The organism is Actinomyces sp. HMSC075C01 (assembly GCF_001812965.1).
GTDB lineage: Bacteria > Actinomycetota > Actinomycetes > Actinomycetales > Actinomycetaceae > Actinomyces > Actinomyces acetigenes.
In genome coordinates this window covers 1-15,459 of sequence record NZ_KV810996.1, presented here as the reverse complement: position 1 = coordinate 15,459, position 15,459 = coordinate 1, and the positions used below count along the sequence as shown (strand labels likewise).

Here is a 15,459-nt window from a genome sequence, read left to right as displayed (position 1 = left end):
ACGGTGACCTCCGGGCAGGTGGGGGTGCTGAGCTCCCTGGGCGTCTTCACCCCCGCCCCGGAGGGGAGCACCTATGCCGGCGAGTTCTCCCTGGCCACCAACTCCACCGGTCAGTGGCGCATCGTCGGCCTGCCCCAGGGCATCCTGCTGCCCTTCTCCCGACTCATGCAGAACTTCGCGGTCAGCTCCCTGGCCTTCCTGTCCCGGGACCGGTCCAGGTTCGTTCCCGAGCTGCGGTGGTACCCACGCAGCTCGCAGGCCGACTCCCTGGTCTCCGGACTGCTGGCCGGGCCCTCGGACTGGCTTGCGCAGGGGGCCTCCAGCCTCATCCCGCGCAACGCCGAGCGGGCGGGGCGGGGGGTCGTCGTCGAGGCGGGTACCGCCACCGTCCACCTGAGCGCGGACTCCGACCCCGCCTCGGAGGACACCCGTCGCCTCATGGTGGCCCAGATCGAGCAGAGCCTCATCCAGATCAGCGGTATCGACCACGTGCGGGTGCTCGCCGGCACCGTCGACCTCGGCGCCCCCGCCCAGCTGACACCGATGGCCCCCGAGGTCGGAGGCATCGTGGGGATGTCGCAGGGCTCCGTCGTGCGCGGCACGGGGGCCAGGCGCATCACCCTGGCGAGCGACCGGGTCCTGGGGACCAGTGACGCCCGTAGCCCGAGCCTGGGGGCCGACGGGGCCGTCTACGCGTTGTCGGCCTCCAGCCTGCTGCGCCTGCCCCAGGGGCAGGAGTCCGCCAGCGTCATCCTCTCGGTGGGCGATCCCTCCGCGGGCGCCGGTGGGCTGGGGGCGCCGATGGGCGACCGGCACGGCTGGGCCTGGTTGCTGGCCGAGGGGCGTCTGACCGCCGTCAACGGCTCGGGGCAGCGCGCCACCCTGGAGTCCTCCTGGCTGCAGGACGGCGCGGTCACGGCCTTCGACCTGTCCGTGGAGTCCGAGCGGATCGCCGTGCGGCGAACCGACGGACGGGTCGCCGTCGCCATCATCATCAGGGACCAGGACGGCCGTCCCACCGGGCTGGGACCGGCCCTGGAGATGCCCCGCGCCAGTGGGGCGGGCACGAGCGGACTGTCCTGGTGCGCCCCCAACGCCGTGTGCGTCCTGGCCGCTGCCGGTACCGAGGGCGGGGGCGTGCCGGAGGTGCGTCTGGTCCAGGTCGGCGGGGCGGTCAACACGCTGGTCGGGGTGCGCGGGGCCCGCTCCGTCATCTCCGACCGCTCCGAGGAGTCCCTCCTCATCATCGACGAGAGCGGGCAGACCTGGCAGCGCCGTGGGGCGATGTGGCGGGTGCTCACCTCCGAGGTCACCGACCCCTCCTTCCCCCTGCCCTGACCGGTCTGTCCTGCGCCCGCTGCCAGGCTCGCGCCCCGATGACACCCCTGACACGCAGCTCCGGGTGCTCCCGGTCCCTCAAGACCGTGGAGCACCCGGATATCAGGGGCGGACCCCGCGCCACGGGGTGACGGGGCTACAGCACCTGGGCGTCCAGGCGGATGACGCCGTAGGTCCACCCGTGACGGTGGTAGACGGCGCAGGGCTGCTTGGAGGACTTCTCGATGAACAGGTAGAAGGGGTGTCCCACGAGCTCCATCTGGTAGAGGGCCTCGTCAACGGTCATCGGTTTGGCCTCGTGCAGCTTCTGACGCACGACCACTGGGGAGTCGCCGAGCTGCGCCTCAACGGCGATACCCGGCTCGGTGGGTGCCGAGGGGGAGTCCTCGATCGGCGCGTCACCGGTGTCGGGGACGAGGGGCTCCTCTGCGCCGGGTGCTGCCTGGAGGTCCTCATTCGGTGCGGCTACGGTGTGCCGACGGTGGTGGTCCTTCTTACGGTCCCTGGCCCGGCGGAGGCGCTCGGTCAGCTTGCCCATGGCGATATCAAAAGCGGCGAAGCGGTCCGAGGAGGAGGCCTCCGCCCGGATGATCGGGCCCTTGGAGACGACGGTGATCTCCACTCTCTCGGCGGTGTCGGCCTGACGCGGGTTGCGCTCGTGGGTGACCTCCACCTCGACGCGCTGGACCCGGGGGTCGAACTGCTCAACCTTGACGGCCTTGTCCTCGACGTAGTCGCGCAGGCGAGAGCTGATCTCGGCGTTACGACCGACGACGGTGATATCCATGGTGGAACCTCTTTCTGGGCTCGTGGGCCGGCCCTGACGGGCCGTGTGCGACAAGTACCCGCCACGTCTCACGGCGGGTTCGGGACTGGTGTCATCACCTCCTGATCACCTCGTGAGGGCCCTCAGGCACCGAGGCGGGAACCCGGTCGACTGTCCTTGTCGACGCTGGAAACCGCCTGTGCGTTGTGCCACATAAGGTACACCATGTGGGGCTGTTCACGCCTCCCTTTCGTGCGCGCCGCGCCCGGAAGAAGCCTCCTGATCGCCGCAGGCGGACAAACCCGGAGCTCTCGGATCACCTGTCGACGCGGATGCCGTGGTGTCCCGTGGCCGGCGGGAGGGACCGGCCGGTACCGAGATACGCGCATGCGCCGGAGGCGGGGCGGCACTGAGCGCCAGCGCACCCAGGACCCGCCCGCCGCCCGCCCGCAGGGCCCGAGCACAGGCGCCCAGAGTGGCCCCGGTGGTCACGACGTCGTCGACCAGCAGGATCGGCAGGTCGGTGACGGCGGCCAGCAGGCGCGGAGCCTGGGCGCGGTTGCCCCGCCGCTGACGGGCGGATCGGCCCGCCTGGTGCGCCCCGCCGCCCCGACGGCGCAGCAGGTCCGTGCTCAGCACGAGCGCTGCGGGCACCTGCCCGGCCCACTGCGCGCAGATCCCCCGGGTGACGGCGTCAGCCAGGCGGGCTGCCACCAGGCGGCCGCGCAGACGGCGCATGATCCCGGAGGGCGCCGGGACCACGAGCAGCACCCGTGAGCCCCGGGGAGAGCCGGTCCAGACCTCTGCGGGCGGGTGCGCCAGCGCCCACCGGCGCCCCAGGCGCCGACCGGAGCGGGCCATCACCTCCGACAGGTCCTCCCGGGCACCGTTCTTCCACCCCAGCACCATGGCGCGCACCGGGCCGGTGTAGGACGTCAGGGCCCAGATACTCAGGTCACCGGCGGCGTCGGCGTGCTCCACGGCGAAGGGCTCGGCCTCGAACAGCTCCCGGCACCGCGGGCACAGCGTCGTCTCCCAGCGCCCGCAGCCCGCACAGCTGGCCGGCAGCCCCAGCGACAGGGTCGAGGAGAAATACTCCGACAGGCCCAGCGGTGGGCCAAGCGCGGTGGGACGGCGGGGCCCGCGACGATGGTGCTCCATGTCCTCACTGTGACGCAGACCGATCCTTCCGGCTCCTGGCGGCGCTCGCGGTCCACATGGCAACGGGACGGTCCTCGTCGTCGCCCCCTGTGGCCCCGCGCCCCGCCTGCGTCCTCGGTGGGAAGAATCTCGGTGCTGGAAAGACCGCCGCCCAGCGAGGTCCACTAGAGTACGGAGGCAGGTAGCCGGTGAGACCTGAGCCGATACCGAGCCGATCCTGAGTCGATTCCGAGTGGATTCCGAGTCGGCCGACTCGACCGATACGGCCTGCGTCTCATCGTCGCTCTTCGCAATCTGACGTCCCAAGGGAGAATGCAGCGTGTCGATCGTGGACCGGATCCTTCGCATTGGCGAGGGCCGCACCCTGAAGAAGCTTGATGCCATCGCCGACCAGGTGGAGGCTCTCGCCGACGAGTACAGCGAGCTCTCCGACACCGAGCTGCGCGAGATGACCGATGATCTCAAGGAGCGTTACCAGGACGGCGGGGAGAGCCTCGACGACCTGCTTCCCGAGGCCTTCGCCACGGTCGTGGAGGCGGCCGACCGCGTCCTGGGCATGCGCCCCTACCACGTCCAGATCATGGGCGGGGCGGCCCTCCACCGCGGCAATATCGCCGAGATGAAGACCGGTGAGGGCAAGACCCTCGTGGCCACGATGCCCTCCTACCTGCGGGCCCTGACCGGCAAGGGCGTCCACGTCGTGACCGTCAACGACTACCTCGCCGAGTACCAGTCCGACCTCATGGGGCGCGTCCACCGCTTCCTGGGGCTGACCACCGGCTGCATCCTCGTGGGCCAGACGCCCGCTGAGCGCCGTGAGCAGTACGCCTGCGACATCACCTACGGCACCAACAACGAGTTCGGCTTCGACTACCTGCGCGACAACATGGCCCAGCGCCCCGAGGACCTGGTCCAGCGCGGTCACGCCTTCGTCATCGTTGACGAGGTCGACTCCATCCTCATCGACGAGGCCCGCACCCCGCTCATCATCTCCGGCCCGGCCAGCGGCGACGTCAACAAGTGGTACAAGGAGTTCGCCACGATCTCCGAGCGCCTGCGCGCGGGCAAGGACTACGAGGTCGACGAGAAGAAGCGCACCGTGGGCGTGCTCGCCGCCGGCATCGAGCGGGTGGAGGACTACCTCGGGGTGGACAACCTCTACGAGTCGGAGAACACCCCCCTGATCGGATTCCTCAACAACGCCATCAAGGCCAAGGAGCTCTTCCACCGGGACAAGGACTACATCGTGCGCGACGGCGAGGTCCTCATCGTCGACGAGCACACCGGCCGCGTCCTGCCCGGCCGCCGCTACAACGAGGGCATGCACCAGGCCATCGAGGCCAAGGAGCGCGTGGAGATCAAGGCCGAGAACCAGACCCTGGCCACCATCACCCTCCAGAACTACTTCCGCCTCTACCCCGAGGGCTCGCGCTCGGGCATGACCGGTACCGCCGAGACCGAGGCCGCCGAGTTCGCCGGCACCTACAAGATCGGCGTCGTCCCGATCCCCACTAACAAGCCCATGATCCGTGAGGACCAGCCCGACCTCGTCTACACCACTGTCGAGGCCAAGCTCGACGCCGTCGTCGACGACATCGCCGAGCGTCACGAGCTCGGCCAACCGGTCCTGGTGGGCACCACCAGCGTGGAGAAGTCGGAGATCCTCTCCGAGCGTCTGCGCGAGCAGGGCATCCCTCACGAGGTCCTCAACGCCAAGCAGCACGCCCGCGAGGCCGCCGTCGTGGCCATGGCTGGGCGCAAGGGCGCCGTCACCGTGGCCACCAACATGGCCGGACGTGGAACCGACATCATGCTGGGCGGCAACGCCGAGCACATCGCGGTCACCGCCCTCAAGGAGGCCGGCCTGGACCCCGAGGAGAACGCCGAGGAGTACGAGAAGGCCTGGCCGCAGGCCCTTGCGGCCGCCAAGGAGGCCTGCCGGGCCGAGCACGACGAGGTCGTCGAGCTCGGCGGCCTCTACGTGCTGGGCACCGAGCGCCACGAGTCGCGGCGCATCGACAACCAGCTGCGCGGCCGCTCCGGCCGTCAGGGGGACCCGGGCGAGTCCCGCTTCTATCTGTCCATGGAGGACGATCTCATGCGCATGTTCGCCTCCGGGCTCGCTCAGCGCATCATGTCCTCGGGCGCCTACCCCGACGACGTCCCCTTGGAGTCCAAGATGGTCACCCGCGGCATCGCCGGGGCCCAGCGGCAGGGGGAGTCGCGCAACTACGAGATCCGCAAGAACGTCCTCAAGTACGACGACGTCATGACCGAGCAGCGCGAGAAGGTCTACTCCGAGCGCCGTCGCGTTCTGGACGGCGAGGACCTCGAGCCCCAGATCGAGGCCTTCCGGGCCCAGGCCGTCACCTCCATCGTCGAGGCCGGCACGGCCGAGGGCCGCCCCGACGAGTGGGACCTGGACGCCCTGTGGGGCGAGCTCGGCAGCCTCTACCCGGTGGGCCTGACCCAGGACGAGATCGTCGAGGCACTGGGCGGCAAGGACGCACTGACCTCGGAGCGCCTCATCGAGGAGCTCAGTGAGGACATCGCCGTGGCCTACGAGGATGCCGAGGCCCGCATCGAGGCCAACGCCCTGGCCCACGTCCAGCTCGGCGAGGAGCCCATGCGCACCCTGGAGCGCCGCATCCTGCTGGCCGTGGTGGACAAGCGCTGGCGGGAGCACCTCTACGAGATGGACTACCTCAAGGAGGGCATCGGTCTGCGGGCCATGGCCCAGCGCGACCCGCTCGTGGAGTACGCCAACGAGGGCGCCCGCATGTTCCGGGCGATGATGGAGGGGATCCGAGAGGAGACCGTCGAGCAGATCTTCGCCAACGTCGCCCGCTTCGACGCCGCCGCCCAGCGCGCCGCCGAGGACGGCACCGTCGAGGCCGCGCAGGCGGTCGCCAAGGCCAACGCCACGGCTGCGGCCGGCATCCGCGTGGGCCAGGCCGGCGGCCAGGGGCGCGGCACGGTTCTGGGGGACACCGGGCAGGCGTCCATGGAGCAGCGGGTCACGTACTCCGGCCCCAGCGAGTCCGGCGAGGAGGAGACCGCGGGGGCTTCCTCGCGCAAGGCCTCTCGATCCGGCGCCGGCTCGGGCGGCAACCGGGCCGAGCGCCGTCGCTCTAAGAAGAAGCGCCGGCACTGAGACTCAGCGAGAGCTGGCACAACTGTCGATGATCCCGTCAGAACCCGGCGACCACGCCGGTCCCGGCGGGATCACGCCATCTCCAGGCCGGTGAGGATCCAGCGCTCGCGCAGCAGCTCCAGCCGGGCCGCAGCGGCCCGGACCCGATTGCCCTCCTCCAGCAGGACGGTGGCCTCGCAGGCCCCCGACATCGTCAGCTCGGTGCGCACGCTGCGGATGCGTGGCCGCCGCGGGCTCGTTTGGCGCCCCAGGATCCGGGCGGCCAGACCCGCCCGGCGGGCGAGGGCCTCGAACAGGGAGGGGCTGGTCCAGCGGACCAGGTGGTCCACGGGGCGCAGCCCGGCCAGGACCTCGCTGGCGGCAGTCACCACGATCGCGGCCGTGCGTGAGGCGTCGGCTCCGGCGACGGGCCGTCGTGTCAGGGAGGACTCCCGTGCGAGGGCTCCGGAGTCGTTCACGGGCTTGGAGGGTTTGTGCGGAACCGCACGAGTCGGTGTCGGGTGACTCGGTGAGGGCCGGCTGCGACGTTGAGCGCCGGTCTTGCGGCGTGCGGGGCGGATGGCTTGAGCGGTGGCGGTCGCGGTCATAGCGGGCTCCTGACAGTGGGCGGGGTGCCCGGCGGGCACGGAGTGTGAGGCGGGTCGGGGCGGCGTTCGATGTCGGCGGTGGAGGGCGTTGGTGCTGATACGTGGCGGTTCATCGTGATGGCGCCTGGCCTCCTGTCGTCGTGCCCGGTGCGGGCAGGGGGTCCGGGATGCTCAGGACCGTGCCGGGCCGGATCAAGGACGGATCGGCGCCGATCACCCCTGAGTTGGCGCGATACAGGGCCGGCCAGGCCTGCGCGATCCGTGCGGGGCCGGAGCCGGCGGGCAGCAGACGGGCAGTGATCGACCACAGGCTCTCGTCGGGCGCGACAGTATGCGTGGGCCCCGACGGGGACGGGGAGCCGGGGTCGGTGGAGGGCCCCGCCATCTGGCCGCTCGGCGGAGTCGAGTCCGCCGACCGGTTCGCGCCGTCCGAGTCGCCCGAACCGGTCGAAGTGCTCGAAGGGGACTGCTCGGGCTCCGACGGCGTCGAGGACTGCGACGGTGGTGAGGCGGGTGCTGAGCTGGTGGGGCGCCATCCCAGATCGTCCCCGCCGCCGGTCTCCTGGGCGGCCAGCGCGGGCGCCGAGGACAGGGAGACGAGTAGTGCGGAGGCGGTGATGCGTCTGACTACTGGCGCTCCCCAGGCCTGGAGGACTCTGGCCGCCAGCGCGGAGACGCCGCCTGGGCGGAGGGGAGTGGTACCGCTCGCGGCGGGAAGCGTCATGAGGGCCAGGAGGGCCGAGACCACGTGCCACAAGGCCCCCAGGGCCCCGCATGCGCAGGTCCCGGCGACGACGGCGTCCGACAGCTCGCTCAGCCCCCAGGACTGCGGCGGGACCTTCGCGAGCTGCTCCGCGGCGCCGTGGGCTGTGCGTCCCAGAAGGATCAGGACAGTCCCTGATACTCCGGCCAGGAGAACCAGCCGCTGACGAGCCCCCATGTCATCCTCCATCGTCGATGATGTTGTTTGATGATGTTAGATATACTCCTGTAATGTGATGATGTCAATAGTTGCGATGTGGTATGTCGTGGCTTTGAGCCGTGGTAGTGGAGGGCGCAGGCGGTGGCGGAGCGCGGACTGAGTCGCTCCTGAGTACTTTCCTCGGCGGGTGGACTGTGGTGAGGTGGGCTTATGGACTGGGACGTGATGATTGCCGACCTGGAGAGCAGCTTCGATGCTGAGCGCCGTGCGGACCTGGTGGCGCAGAGTGTCGAGCTCGCGGAGGCCGAGCACGCCTCCATCGAGGTCGTCGACCGTCTGCGAGGCTCGGTGGGCCGACTCATCCACCTGCGCACTCGCAGTGGTGTTCCCGTCGACGGCGTGGTCTGCCGGGTGGAGCCCTCCTACGTCCTCGTCGATGAGGGGGAGGGGCTGCAGGCCGTTGTCCCGGTGGGTGCGGTGGCCACGGTGATGTCGCTGGCCGGTCCGGCGCCCCGGGATGGTCGACGCCGGCCCACGCTGACGGCTCTGATGCGTGAGGTCGCCCGGCGGGGAGCGCGGGTGCGTATGGTGATGGGCTCCGGAGAAGTGGTGGGGCGCCTGGTCCGGGTCGGGGCGGACCACGTTGATGTCGCCGTCGACCCTGAGGGCGGCATCCGCTCGCGTCGCGCTCCCGGGGCGGGCGGCGCGGGGGTCATCAGTGTCATGACCGCTGCCATCGAGGTGATGCGCAGTCGCTGACGTCGGCTGGTGGACGGGGAGGTTCAGGGCGCCTCGTCCTCGTTCCAGCCCGCTGCGACCATGGCCCTGGTTGAGGCGAGCTGGCGCTGGATGTAGTCCTCCAGGGCCTGGTCCTCGATGCGCCAGAGCTTGCGGGCGCCGACCTGAATGGCGGGGAGGTCGCCGGTGCGGATGAGGGCGCGCACGGCCTGGGCGGACAGCTGAAGCTGCTCGGCGACGTCGGCGATGGTCAGGAATCGTGTGCTCATACCACGATGATCCCACTGCTGGATCCTCTCCACAATTCTTAAAGGCACTTGTGGATAACCTTGAGGTACTATTTTATCCCAACGATGATTACAGGAGATCAAGGAGGATTCCCGTGATGTCATCTCGCCGCAGCCGATCCCTGACCGGTCCTGAGCGTCCCCGCGGTAGTCGTTGGCGCCGTCCTGCCTGGAAGGACCCGCGTATGGCCGGGGGAGTGGTCCTGGTGGCCGCGGCCGTGGCCCTGGGGGCCTGGGCGGTCGACGCGGCCGCTGACACCACTCGCGTCTACGTGCTCTCCCAGGACGTCGCTCCCGGGACGGACCTGACTGCCGACGGTGTCCTCACAGTGGTCGAGGCCCATCCCGGCACCGATGCCTACGTCGAGGCCGGGCACCTGCCGGACGGCGCCGTGTCCACACGCTCCATGCGCAAGGGGGAGCTGCTGGCCACGGCGGCCGTCAACAGCGGTCGGGAACAGGACCTGCGGCCGGTGGTCCTCAATGTCGCCTCCAACCTGCCGGCCTCGACCAAGGTCGGCGACTACGTCGATCTGTGGGTCGTGCCCAAGGAGGGCGTGGCGAGCCGGCCCACGGCCCAGGCCCCCGCCACCGCGCAGCCTGGACAGAACGGACAAGGCACTCAAAGCGGTCCAGGCGACCAGTCGGGACAGACCGAGGGGGCCGGAGCCCGCCGCGTGGCCACAGGGCTGGTCATTGCCTCGGTCGGTGAGACCAGTAAGGGGCTGATCTCCGGACCCGGCACCGGGGTGGAGGTCAAGGTTCCCGAGGCCTCCCTCGCTGCCGTTCTCAGCGCCGTCGGGCAGGAGGGGTCGCTCGTCCTGGTTCCCACCGGCCAGGAAGCGCCCGCGGAGAAGGCCTCGTGAGCGTCCCGGGGGCCGGAGTCCTCCTGGCTCTCAGCGGCGATGACGCCGACATCCTGCGGGCCTTGAGCCAATCGGGAAGCGGGCTGTGCGTCGTGCGCCGATGCGCCGACCTGCCCGAGCTGCTCTCAGCGGGGATGGCCGGACTGGCGAGCTTCGCCCTGCTGGACACCGGTTTTGACGAGATCGACCGCACCGTCCTGGATCGACTCGCGCGCGCCGGCCTGAGCGGGCTGCTCCTGGTGGAGACCCACGAGGAGGAGCGCTGGCGCAGTGCGGGATGGCCGGTTCTCAGGCGCGACACAGAGCCTGGTCGCATCTGCTCGGCGCTGCAGGACCTCGTGCGTCGTGGCGGATCCTCCGGCGCGGCGTCCACCGGGGCGGGGCCGGCCCGTGGCGCCGCAGGAGGCGCCGTCTCGCAGGCCGCGACCGGGCCGGCGGGCGTAGGCGCCGACTGGCTGAGCGCCGCCACCCCCGCTTCGGCGGGCCCGAACGCCGCCGCCCAGGAGACCGCCTGGCTCGAAGAGCTGTGGCGCCAGTCGCCCGGCTCCCCCGAGGGTGGAACGGCGTTCTCGCAGCCGCCCCCGACCGCCAACGAGACCGGAGACGGGGAGAACTCGGGACAGAGCCTGCGGCAGGACCGGGAGCCGGCCGCCGCGGATATGCCGGAGCCCGCGTTTCCGGTCGTGACGAGCCCAGCGGGCAACGAGTGTGACGGGAGGATCGTCCTGGTGTGGGGGCCTCACGGCGCTCCCGGACGCTCGACGGTCGCCGCCTCCCTCGCCCATGGCCTGGCCGCCTGCGGAGGTGCGATCCTCGTGGACGCCGACGTCGAGGCTCCCAGCCTCGTCCAGCTCCTCGGCATGCCGGAGGACTCCTCGGCCCTGGCCGGGGCGGCCCGCCTGGCCACCCATGGCCGGCTTGACGCCGAGAGCTTTCGACGGGTCCTGGCGCCGGTGGGCGGTGGGCTCTTCCTGCTGGGCGGCCTGGGGAGGTCCGGGCGCTGGCGTGAGCTGCCACCGGCCTCGATGACCGAGGTGTGGGCGCAGTGCCGTCGGGCCGTGGCCTGGACCGTCGTCGACGTCGCCGGCGGGCCTGCCGATGACGACGTCGACGACTTCACCCTCGAGCCCGGGCGCGGGGCCGTGACCGCCGACCTGGTGTCGCACGCCGACGTGATCCTGGTTGTCGGCGGGGCCGACCCTGTCGGGGTGCGCCGCCTGCTCCAGCTCCTCGATGAGATGGGGGCCTCCATGAACCCTGCCGGCCGGGTCGAGGTCGTCATCAACCGGGTGCGGGCCTCGGCCGCAGGACCCTCTCCCCAGCAGGCTCTGCGAGAAGCGATGGCGCGTTTCGGTGGACTGGAGGACATCGTGCTCCTGCCCGACGACGCGGCGACGGCCGATGCCTGCCTGCTCCAGGGCTGTACTGTCCTGGAGCAGGCGCCCGCCAGCGCACTGGGCAAGGCCCTGAGCTCGCTGGTCGACCGTATCGATCCGCAGGTCGCAGCGGCTCGCAGGGCCACCTCCCCACGTCGTTCCCTGCTGCGACGCTCGAAAAGACGCGGAGGGCGGCGGGACCGCAGGGACTCCGCGGCTCAGTCCGCAGCCGCCGGAGGCAGGAGTCGCTCGAGCGCGCGCAGCGCAGGTGCGGGGCGCCGCCGCAGAGGTGGGGGCGAGAGACAGACCGTCGGTGAACGACCGCCGGCTCTCCAGGTGCCCAGCGGACTCACCCAGGCCCCGCCGCAGACCTCCGCGGGCCTGCCGCCATCGATCCAGCCAGTGAATCAGCTGGCGAACCAGCCCCAGGGGCGGCCGCCGGAACCACCTCCGAGCAGCCCACCGGCTCAGTTGCCGCTACCGGAGCGGGGGCCGGTCCCCGGCTCGCCGCACTGGTCCTCGGTGGCGCCGTGGCCCAGTGCGGGGACAGCGCCGGACGCAGGAGCGGCTCCAGGACCACAGGCCGGCCACGACCCGGGTGGGGATGATCATCGGGGCTCGAGCGGCCCTCCGTCGGTGCCGCCGGGAACCGGGCGACACCGCTACTGAGACCCGGCGCGCGCGAGCGGTGCCGGGCGCGGACTCCGCGCGCTTCGTGGGAGGGCGACTGTGGTGGTAGGGCAGACTGGGGGCATGCGCATCTACCTGCCCGCCACCGCCGCCCACCTGCGCGCAAGTGTCCTGGGTTCCTCGCACCAGCCGCTCACGGCTCACGCCGCCACCCCCACTCTCGCCCACGCCCTGCCGGAGGAGGACGAGGAGGGTCTGGAGGTCTCCGCCTCACTGTGTGCCGCCGACGCCTCCGTCCTCCTGCTGGCCGAGCCCGAGGCTGCGGGGCTGGCCGACCGGCGCATCGTCATCGCGGCCGACGTCGAGGCCGAGAACGTGCGCGAGCTTCCCGTGGAAGGCGACGTCCTGCCCGGCACGATTGAGGTCACCGGCGAGATCACCTGGGAGGACGTGGCCGCTCTGCTCGTGGATGAGCCCGAGGCGGAGGCCGATGTGCGAGCCGCCCGGCTCGGTGACGAGGATGCCTTCGAGCGCGCCGCCGAGGCCGACCTGCTCTGGTACGACGTCACGGAGCGAGAGGCGCTGGCCGAGAGCCTCGGTGTCTGACGCAGCCGGGGTCGCTTCTGACGAGCATTCGCGGTGACGTGACCAGTTCCACGACCTGCCGCCTTGCGCAGCGCAGCCCGCTGCCGGGTATGGTGCTCTTTGCCAAAGACCGCAGGTCGCCCGCTCCGGCGGGACCAAGTCCACACCAGGTGGGGCCGGCGCAGGTGAGAACGAGACTTCTTCGGGCGTGCCCGAGACCGAGCCCCGTGCCCACCGGCGCGGGGCTTTTCCAGTGAATGGACCCTGCGGCATACCACGGAAGGAGGGCCCATGGCACGGCCTGACAAGGAAGCAGCCGTTGCTGCGCTGGCGGACAAGTTCCGCCAGGCTGATGCGGTCCTGCTGACTGAGTACCGGGGACTGAGCGTCGCCCAGCTCAAGGAGCTGCGTCGTTCCCTCGCCGGTAACGCCGAGTACACCGTGGTGAAGAACACGCTTGCTGCGATCGCTGCCCGCCAGGTCGGGCTCGAGAGCTTCGCCGACGACCTCACGGGCCCCTCCGCCCTGACGTTCGTCACCGGTGAGCCGGTCGAGGCCGCCAAGGCTCTGCGTGACTTCGCCAAGGACAACCAGCAGCTCGTCATCAAGGGCGGTGTCATGGACGGCGCCGTGCTGTCCGCCGACGGCGTTGACAAGCTTGCCTCTCTCGAGTCCCGCGAGGTGCTGCTCGCCAAGACTGCGGGCGCCATCAAGGCGTCCCTGTCCAAGGCTGCATACCTCTTTGCCGCACCGGCCTCCAAGGCCGTGCGCACCGTCGACGCCCTGCGCGAGAAGCAGGAGACCGCGGCCTGAGGCCGCACGCGTCATCCACCAACCCTGCGCGCGCAGGAACCTGATAAGGAAGGAACGCCCATCATGGCGAAGCTGACCACCGAAGAGCTCATCGAGCAGTTCAAGGAGCTCACCCTCATCGAGCTGTCCGAGTTCGTCAAGGCCTTCGAGGAGACCTTCGACGTTACCGCCGCCGCCCCGGCCGCCGTGGCCGTGGCCGCCGCCCCCGGCGCCGCCGGTGGCGACGCCGCTGCCGAGGAGAAGGACGAGTTCGACGTCATTCTCGAGGCCGCCGGCGACAAGAAGATCCAGGTCATCAAGGAGGTGCGCGCCCTGACCTCCCTCGGCCTGAAGGAGGCCAAGGAGCTCGTCGACGGCGCCCCCAAGCCCGTCCTCGAGGGCGCCAACAAGGAGGCCGCCGAGAAGGCCAAGGAGCAGCTCGAGGGCGCCGGCGCCACCGTCACCCTCAAGTGAGTCTCTCCCCGCTGCCTGACGCGGCCTGAGGACCGCCGGCGGCTGGGGGCGCAGCATCACCGGGTCCCGTCCACCATGAGGTGGGCGGGACCCGGTCGCGTTCCGGGGAGCCCCGGCGCTGTCCGGCGTCGGCACGCTTCAACGGCGTCGGGCTCGGGCCGGGGCCGGCCGGTGGGGCTCGGGGACGTACATGTGCGTCGAGGACTGCGATATCCCGCAGATGACTGAGCTCCGCCCCCAGTGATTTGGGGGAGAACGCAGTCGTCGAGCCGAAAGTACGTCCTCGACATCGGTGGATGCGGTCGATGAGCCAGGAGGCGACGTCGGGAGCAGTGACCTCACGGGACCAGCACTCCAGGCGGACGCTCGCCCCACAGTCCGCCACCTTGAAGCTCGGCTGCCGGTGAGAGACGGGAGACCACCTCCAGGGGGAACATCGAGAGCAGCCGGTCGGTCTGGGTGCGCATGTCCCCGAGCGACGACCACGTCGCCCGGAAGAACCTCCACCCCAGCGACTCGAGCTCGTCCTGGCGGAGCTTCTCGAGGAAGACGTCCTCCTCGCTGTGGTACTTGATGCGACCGTCGAACTCCGCGACGACACGGTGATCGGGCCAGCCCAGGTCCAGGAACCGGTCCTTGGACAGCCCCGGAACCGGGTACTGAGCAATGGCCTCGGGCAGCCCCACCACGAGCGTCATCCACCGCAGCACGCTCTCCCCGGGCGAAACCGCCCAAGGGGTGGCAGCGGCGAGTACCGCACGTGCCTGCTCCATCCCTCTGCGCCCCCGATGACGTGCCATGAGCTCCTCCCAGCAGGCGTGAGCCGAGCGCAGCCGCGTGGCGCAGGAGTCACGGTGCCACGGATCAGGTCGGCAGTATCGGCTCAGGGCCGCATCTGCGATGGACAGCGCGTTGTGCGGGGGCTCGTCGCAGGCACAGTCGAAGGCGGTGTGCAGCACGGACGTGACGGGAACTCCTCCGACCACCTCGATCTCCCCGTCCCGCAGCTGAAGCCGGCGACGGTGCATTCGGACCGGAGCGGCCTCGGAGGGCGTCGCCTCGATGGGGGCCGGTAGCCTCAATGATGGGTACCGGAACGTGGGCAGTGTCGTCGTGGTCAGGCGCGGGTGACCGGAGACGGCGAGGTAGACGTCCGGCTCTCGTGTCCACATCGCCAGCCCCTGAATCAGGGCGGCAGATGTGTGAGACAGGCAGGTGGCGGAGGGCAGGAGCTGTTGGGCGGCGATCGCTCGCGCCAAAGACACCATGAACCGCTGCTCCCAGCGTCGTCTGTCCGGGACTGGGCGCAGGTAGGCGCCCGGCATGAGTCGTAGCAGATCAGGATCGCGTGATGGCTGGAAGTGCTTGCGGCGGCCCGAGTAGATGATGGTCGGTCGAAGGTGCGCTGGGACCGGGCAGATCGGAGCGGGGCGACTGTCGGTGGTTGCGAGGGGGCTCATGCAGCGAGTCTTCGCAAGAGGAACGGGTCGTGACGAGCGCAGAGCTCCAAGGGTGTGGAATCGGTGGTGTGTGACTGCCGGAGGACTTCGCTGTGGATCCTGGGGTGGCCGCTGATCTTCGGAGTCCTGGTCGAAGGGGCGGGGTCGATGTGCTCGTCGTGACGGCGTCGGGCTGGCGATAGCGTCGGGCTGGCGACGGTGGGTGTGCCGCTGGGATCGGAGGGTGTACCGGTGGGCTGGCGGGGCGGTGGTGATCGGCGACTGTGTTGTCTCATGTCTTCTGGGAGTGTCGGGTGTCATGACTTCTCAGGACACTGGTGGGG

The 15,459-nt window shown here is 70.6% G+C and carries 14 protein-coding genes; 8 read left to right on the top strand and 6 right to left on the bottom strand.

The genetic code is table 11. The annotated features are described in order from the left end of the window. A partial coding sequence (locus tag HMPREF2883_RS07075; protein WP_070660239.1) for a GerMN domain-containing protein occupies positions 1-1,338 on the top strand: 1,338 nt, incomplete at its 5' end. A 136-nt stretch (positions 1,339-1,474) separates the two neighbouring features. On the opposite strand, the gene hpf is transcribed toward HMPREF2883_RS07075, so the two are convergent. Continuing rightward, positions 1,475-2,125: a ribosome hibernation-promoting factor, HPF/YfiA family gene (gene hpf, locus HMPREF2883_RS07070; protein ID WP_070660236.1), complete on the bottom strand. Its 651-nt coding sequence runs from the start codon at positions 2,123-2,125 to the stop codon at positions 1,475-1,477. A 216-nt stretch (positions 2,126-2,341) separates the two neighbouring features. Beyond that, the gene (locus tag HMPREF2883_RS07065; RefSeq protein WP_070660233.1) at positions 2,342-3,265 is read right to left on the bottom strand and encodes a ComF family protein; all 924 of its coding nucleotides are present in this window, start codon (positions 3,263-3,265) and stop codon (positions 2,342-2,344) included. 319 nt (positions 3,266-3,584) lie between these two features. On the opposite strand from HMPREF2883_RS07065, the gene secA reads away from it, so the two are divergent. Next, positions 3,585-6,419, top strand: a complete 2,835-nt coding sequence (gene secA, locus HMPREF2883_RS07060) for a preprotein translocase subunit SecA (protein ID WP_070660231.1) — start codon at positions 3,585-3,587, stop codon at positions 6,417-6,419. A 71-nt stretch (positions 6,420-6,490) separates the two neighbouring features. Here the strand turns inward: secA and HMPREF2883_RS07055 are convergent, their stop codons facing one another. Together HMPREF2883_RS07055 and HMPREF2883_RS07050 are read right to left on the bottom strand one after the other, a co-directional pair. Next, positions 6,491-7,006: an Rv3235 family protein gene (locus HMPREF2883_RS07055; protein ID WP_070660227.1), complete on the bottom strand. Its 516-nt coding sequence runs from the start codon at positions 7,004-7,006 to the stop codon at positions 6,491-6,493. A gap of 109 nt (positions 7,007-7,115) precedes the next feature. Further along, a complete protein-coding gene (locus tag HMPREF2883_RS07050; RefSeq protein WP_343283828.1) occupies positions 7,116-7,946 on the bottom strand; it encodes a LysM peptidoglycan-binding domain-containing protein in 831 nt (276 codons plus the stop codon). A 192-nt stretch (positions 7,947-8,138) separates the two neighbouring features. Here HMPREF2883_RS07050 and HMPREF2883_RS07045 point away from each other — a divergent pair, with 192 nt between their 5' ends. Further along, positions 8,139-8,687: a Fis family transcriptional regulator gene (locus HMPREF2883_RS07045; RefSeq protein WP_070660221.1), complete on the top strand. Its 549-nt coding sequence runs from the start codon at positions 8,139-8,141 to the stop codon at positions 8,685-8,687. A 23-nt stretch (positions 8,688-8,710) separates the two neighbouring features. Here the strand turns inward: HMPREF2883_RS07045 and HMPREF2883_RS07040 are convergent, their stop codons facing one another. Continuing rightward, on the bottom strand, positions 8,711-8,935 hold the full coding sequence (locus tag HMPREF2883_RS07040) for a helix-turn-helix domain-containing protein (protein WP_070660218.1): 225 nt from the start codon (positions 8,933-8,935) through the stop codon (positions 8,711-8,713). A gap of 203 nt (positions 8,936-9,138) precedes the next feature. On the opposite strand from HMPREF2883_RS07040, the gene HMPREF2883_RS07035 reads away from it, so the two are divergent. The 5 genes from HMPREF2883_RS07035 (at position 9,139) to rplL (ending at position 13,676) form a co-directional block, all read left to right on the top strand. Beyond that, a complete protein-coding gene (locus HMPREF2883_RS07035) occupies positions 9,139-9,819 on the top strand; it encodes a hypothetical protein (protein WP_070660215.1) in 681 nt (226 codons plus the stop codon). Next, positions 9,816-11,864, top strand: a complete 2,049-nt coding sequence (locus HMPREF2883_RS07030) for a CpaE/TadZ family protein (RefSeq protein ID WP_070660211.1) — start codon at positions 9,816-9,818, stop codon at positions 11,862-11,864. The genes HMPREF2883_RS07035 and HMPREF2883_RS07030 overlap by 4 nt, the downstream gene beginning before the upstream one ends. Positions 11,865-11,948: 84 nt before the next feature. Next, positions 11,949-12,431: a DUF6912 family protein gene (locus HMPREF2883_RS07025; protein ID WP_070660208.1), complete on the top strand. Its 483-nt coding sequence runs from the start codon at positions 11,949-11,951 to the stop codon at positions 12,429-12,431. A 270-nt stretch (positions 12,432-12,701) separates the two neighbouring features. Beyond that, on the top strand, positions 12,702-13,223 hold the full coding sequence (gene rplJ, locus HMPREF2883_RS07020; RefSeq protein WP_070660205.1) for a 50S ribosomal protein L10: 522 nt from the start codon (positions 12,702-12,704) through the stop codon (positions 13,221-13,223). Positions 13,224-13,286: 63 nt separating this feature from the next. Then, complete coding sequence (gene rplL / locus HMPREF2883_RS07015; protein WP_009747839.1) at positions 13,287-13,676, top strand: 50S ribosomal protein L7/L12; 390 nt, start codon at positions 13,287-13,289, stop codon at positions 13,674-13,676. 338 nt (positions 13,677-14,014) lie between these two features. On the opposite strand, the gene HMPREF2883_RS07010 is transcribed toward rplL, so the two are convergent. Beyond that, positions 14,015-15,136, bottom strand: a complete 1,122-nt coding sequence (locus HMPREF2883_RS07010; RefSeq protein WP_070660201.1) for a hypothetical protein — start codon at positions 15,134-15,136, stop codon at positions 14,015-14,017. Positions 15,137-15,459 lie beyond the last annotated feature (323 nt).

Coding starts and splice junctions, on each gene's coding strand:
- hpf (WP_070660236.1), bottom strand. CDS start 2,125: ATGGATATCACCGTCGTCGGTCGTAACGCCGAGATCAGCTCTCGCCTG.
- HMPREF2883_RS07065 (WP_070660233.1), bottom strand. CDS start 3,265: ATGGAGCACCATCGTCGCGGGCCCCGCCGTCCCACCGCGCTTGGCCCA.
- HMPREF2883_RS07055 (WP_070660227.1), bottom strand. CDS start 7,006: ATGACCGCGACCGCCACCGCTCAAGCCATCCGCCCCGCACGCCGCAAG.
- HMPREF2883_RS07050 (WP_343283828.1), bottom strand. CDS start 7,946: ATGGGGGCTCGTCAGCGGCTGGTTCTCCTGGCCGGAGTATCAGGGACT.
- HMPREF2883_RS07045 (WP_070660221.1), top strand. CDS start 8,139: ATGGACTGGGACGTGATGATTGCCGACCTGGAGAGCAGCTTCGATGCT.
- HMPREF2883_RS07040 (WP_070660218.1), bottom strand. CDS start 8,935: ATGAGCACACGATTCCTGACCATCGCCGACGTCGCCGAGCAGCTTCAG.
- HMPREF2883_RS07035 (WP_070660215.1), top strand. CDS start 9,139: ATGGCCGGGGGAGTGGTCCTGGTGGCCGCGGCCGTGGCCCTGGGGGCC.
- HMPREF2883_RS07025 (WP_070660208.1), top strand. CDS start 11,949: ATGCGCATCTACCTGCCCGCCACCGCCGCCCACCTGCGCGCAAGTGTC.
- rplJ (WP_070660205.1), top strand. CDS start 12,702: ATGGCACGGCCTGACAAGGAAGCAGCCGTTGCTGCGCTGGCGGACAAG.
- rplL (WP_009747839.1), top strand. CDS start 13,287: ATGGCGAAGCTGACCACCGAAGAGCTCATCGAGCAGTTCAAGGAGCTC.
- HMPREF2883_RS07010 (WP_070660201.1), bottom strand. CDS start 15,136: ATGAGCCCCCTCGCAACCACCGACAGTCGCCCCGCTCCGATCTGCCCG.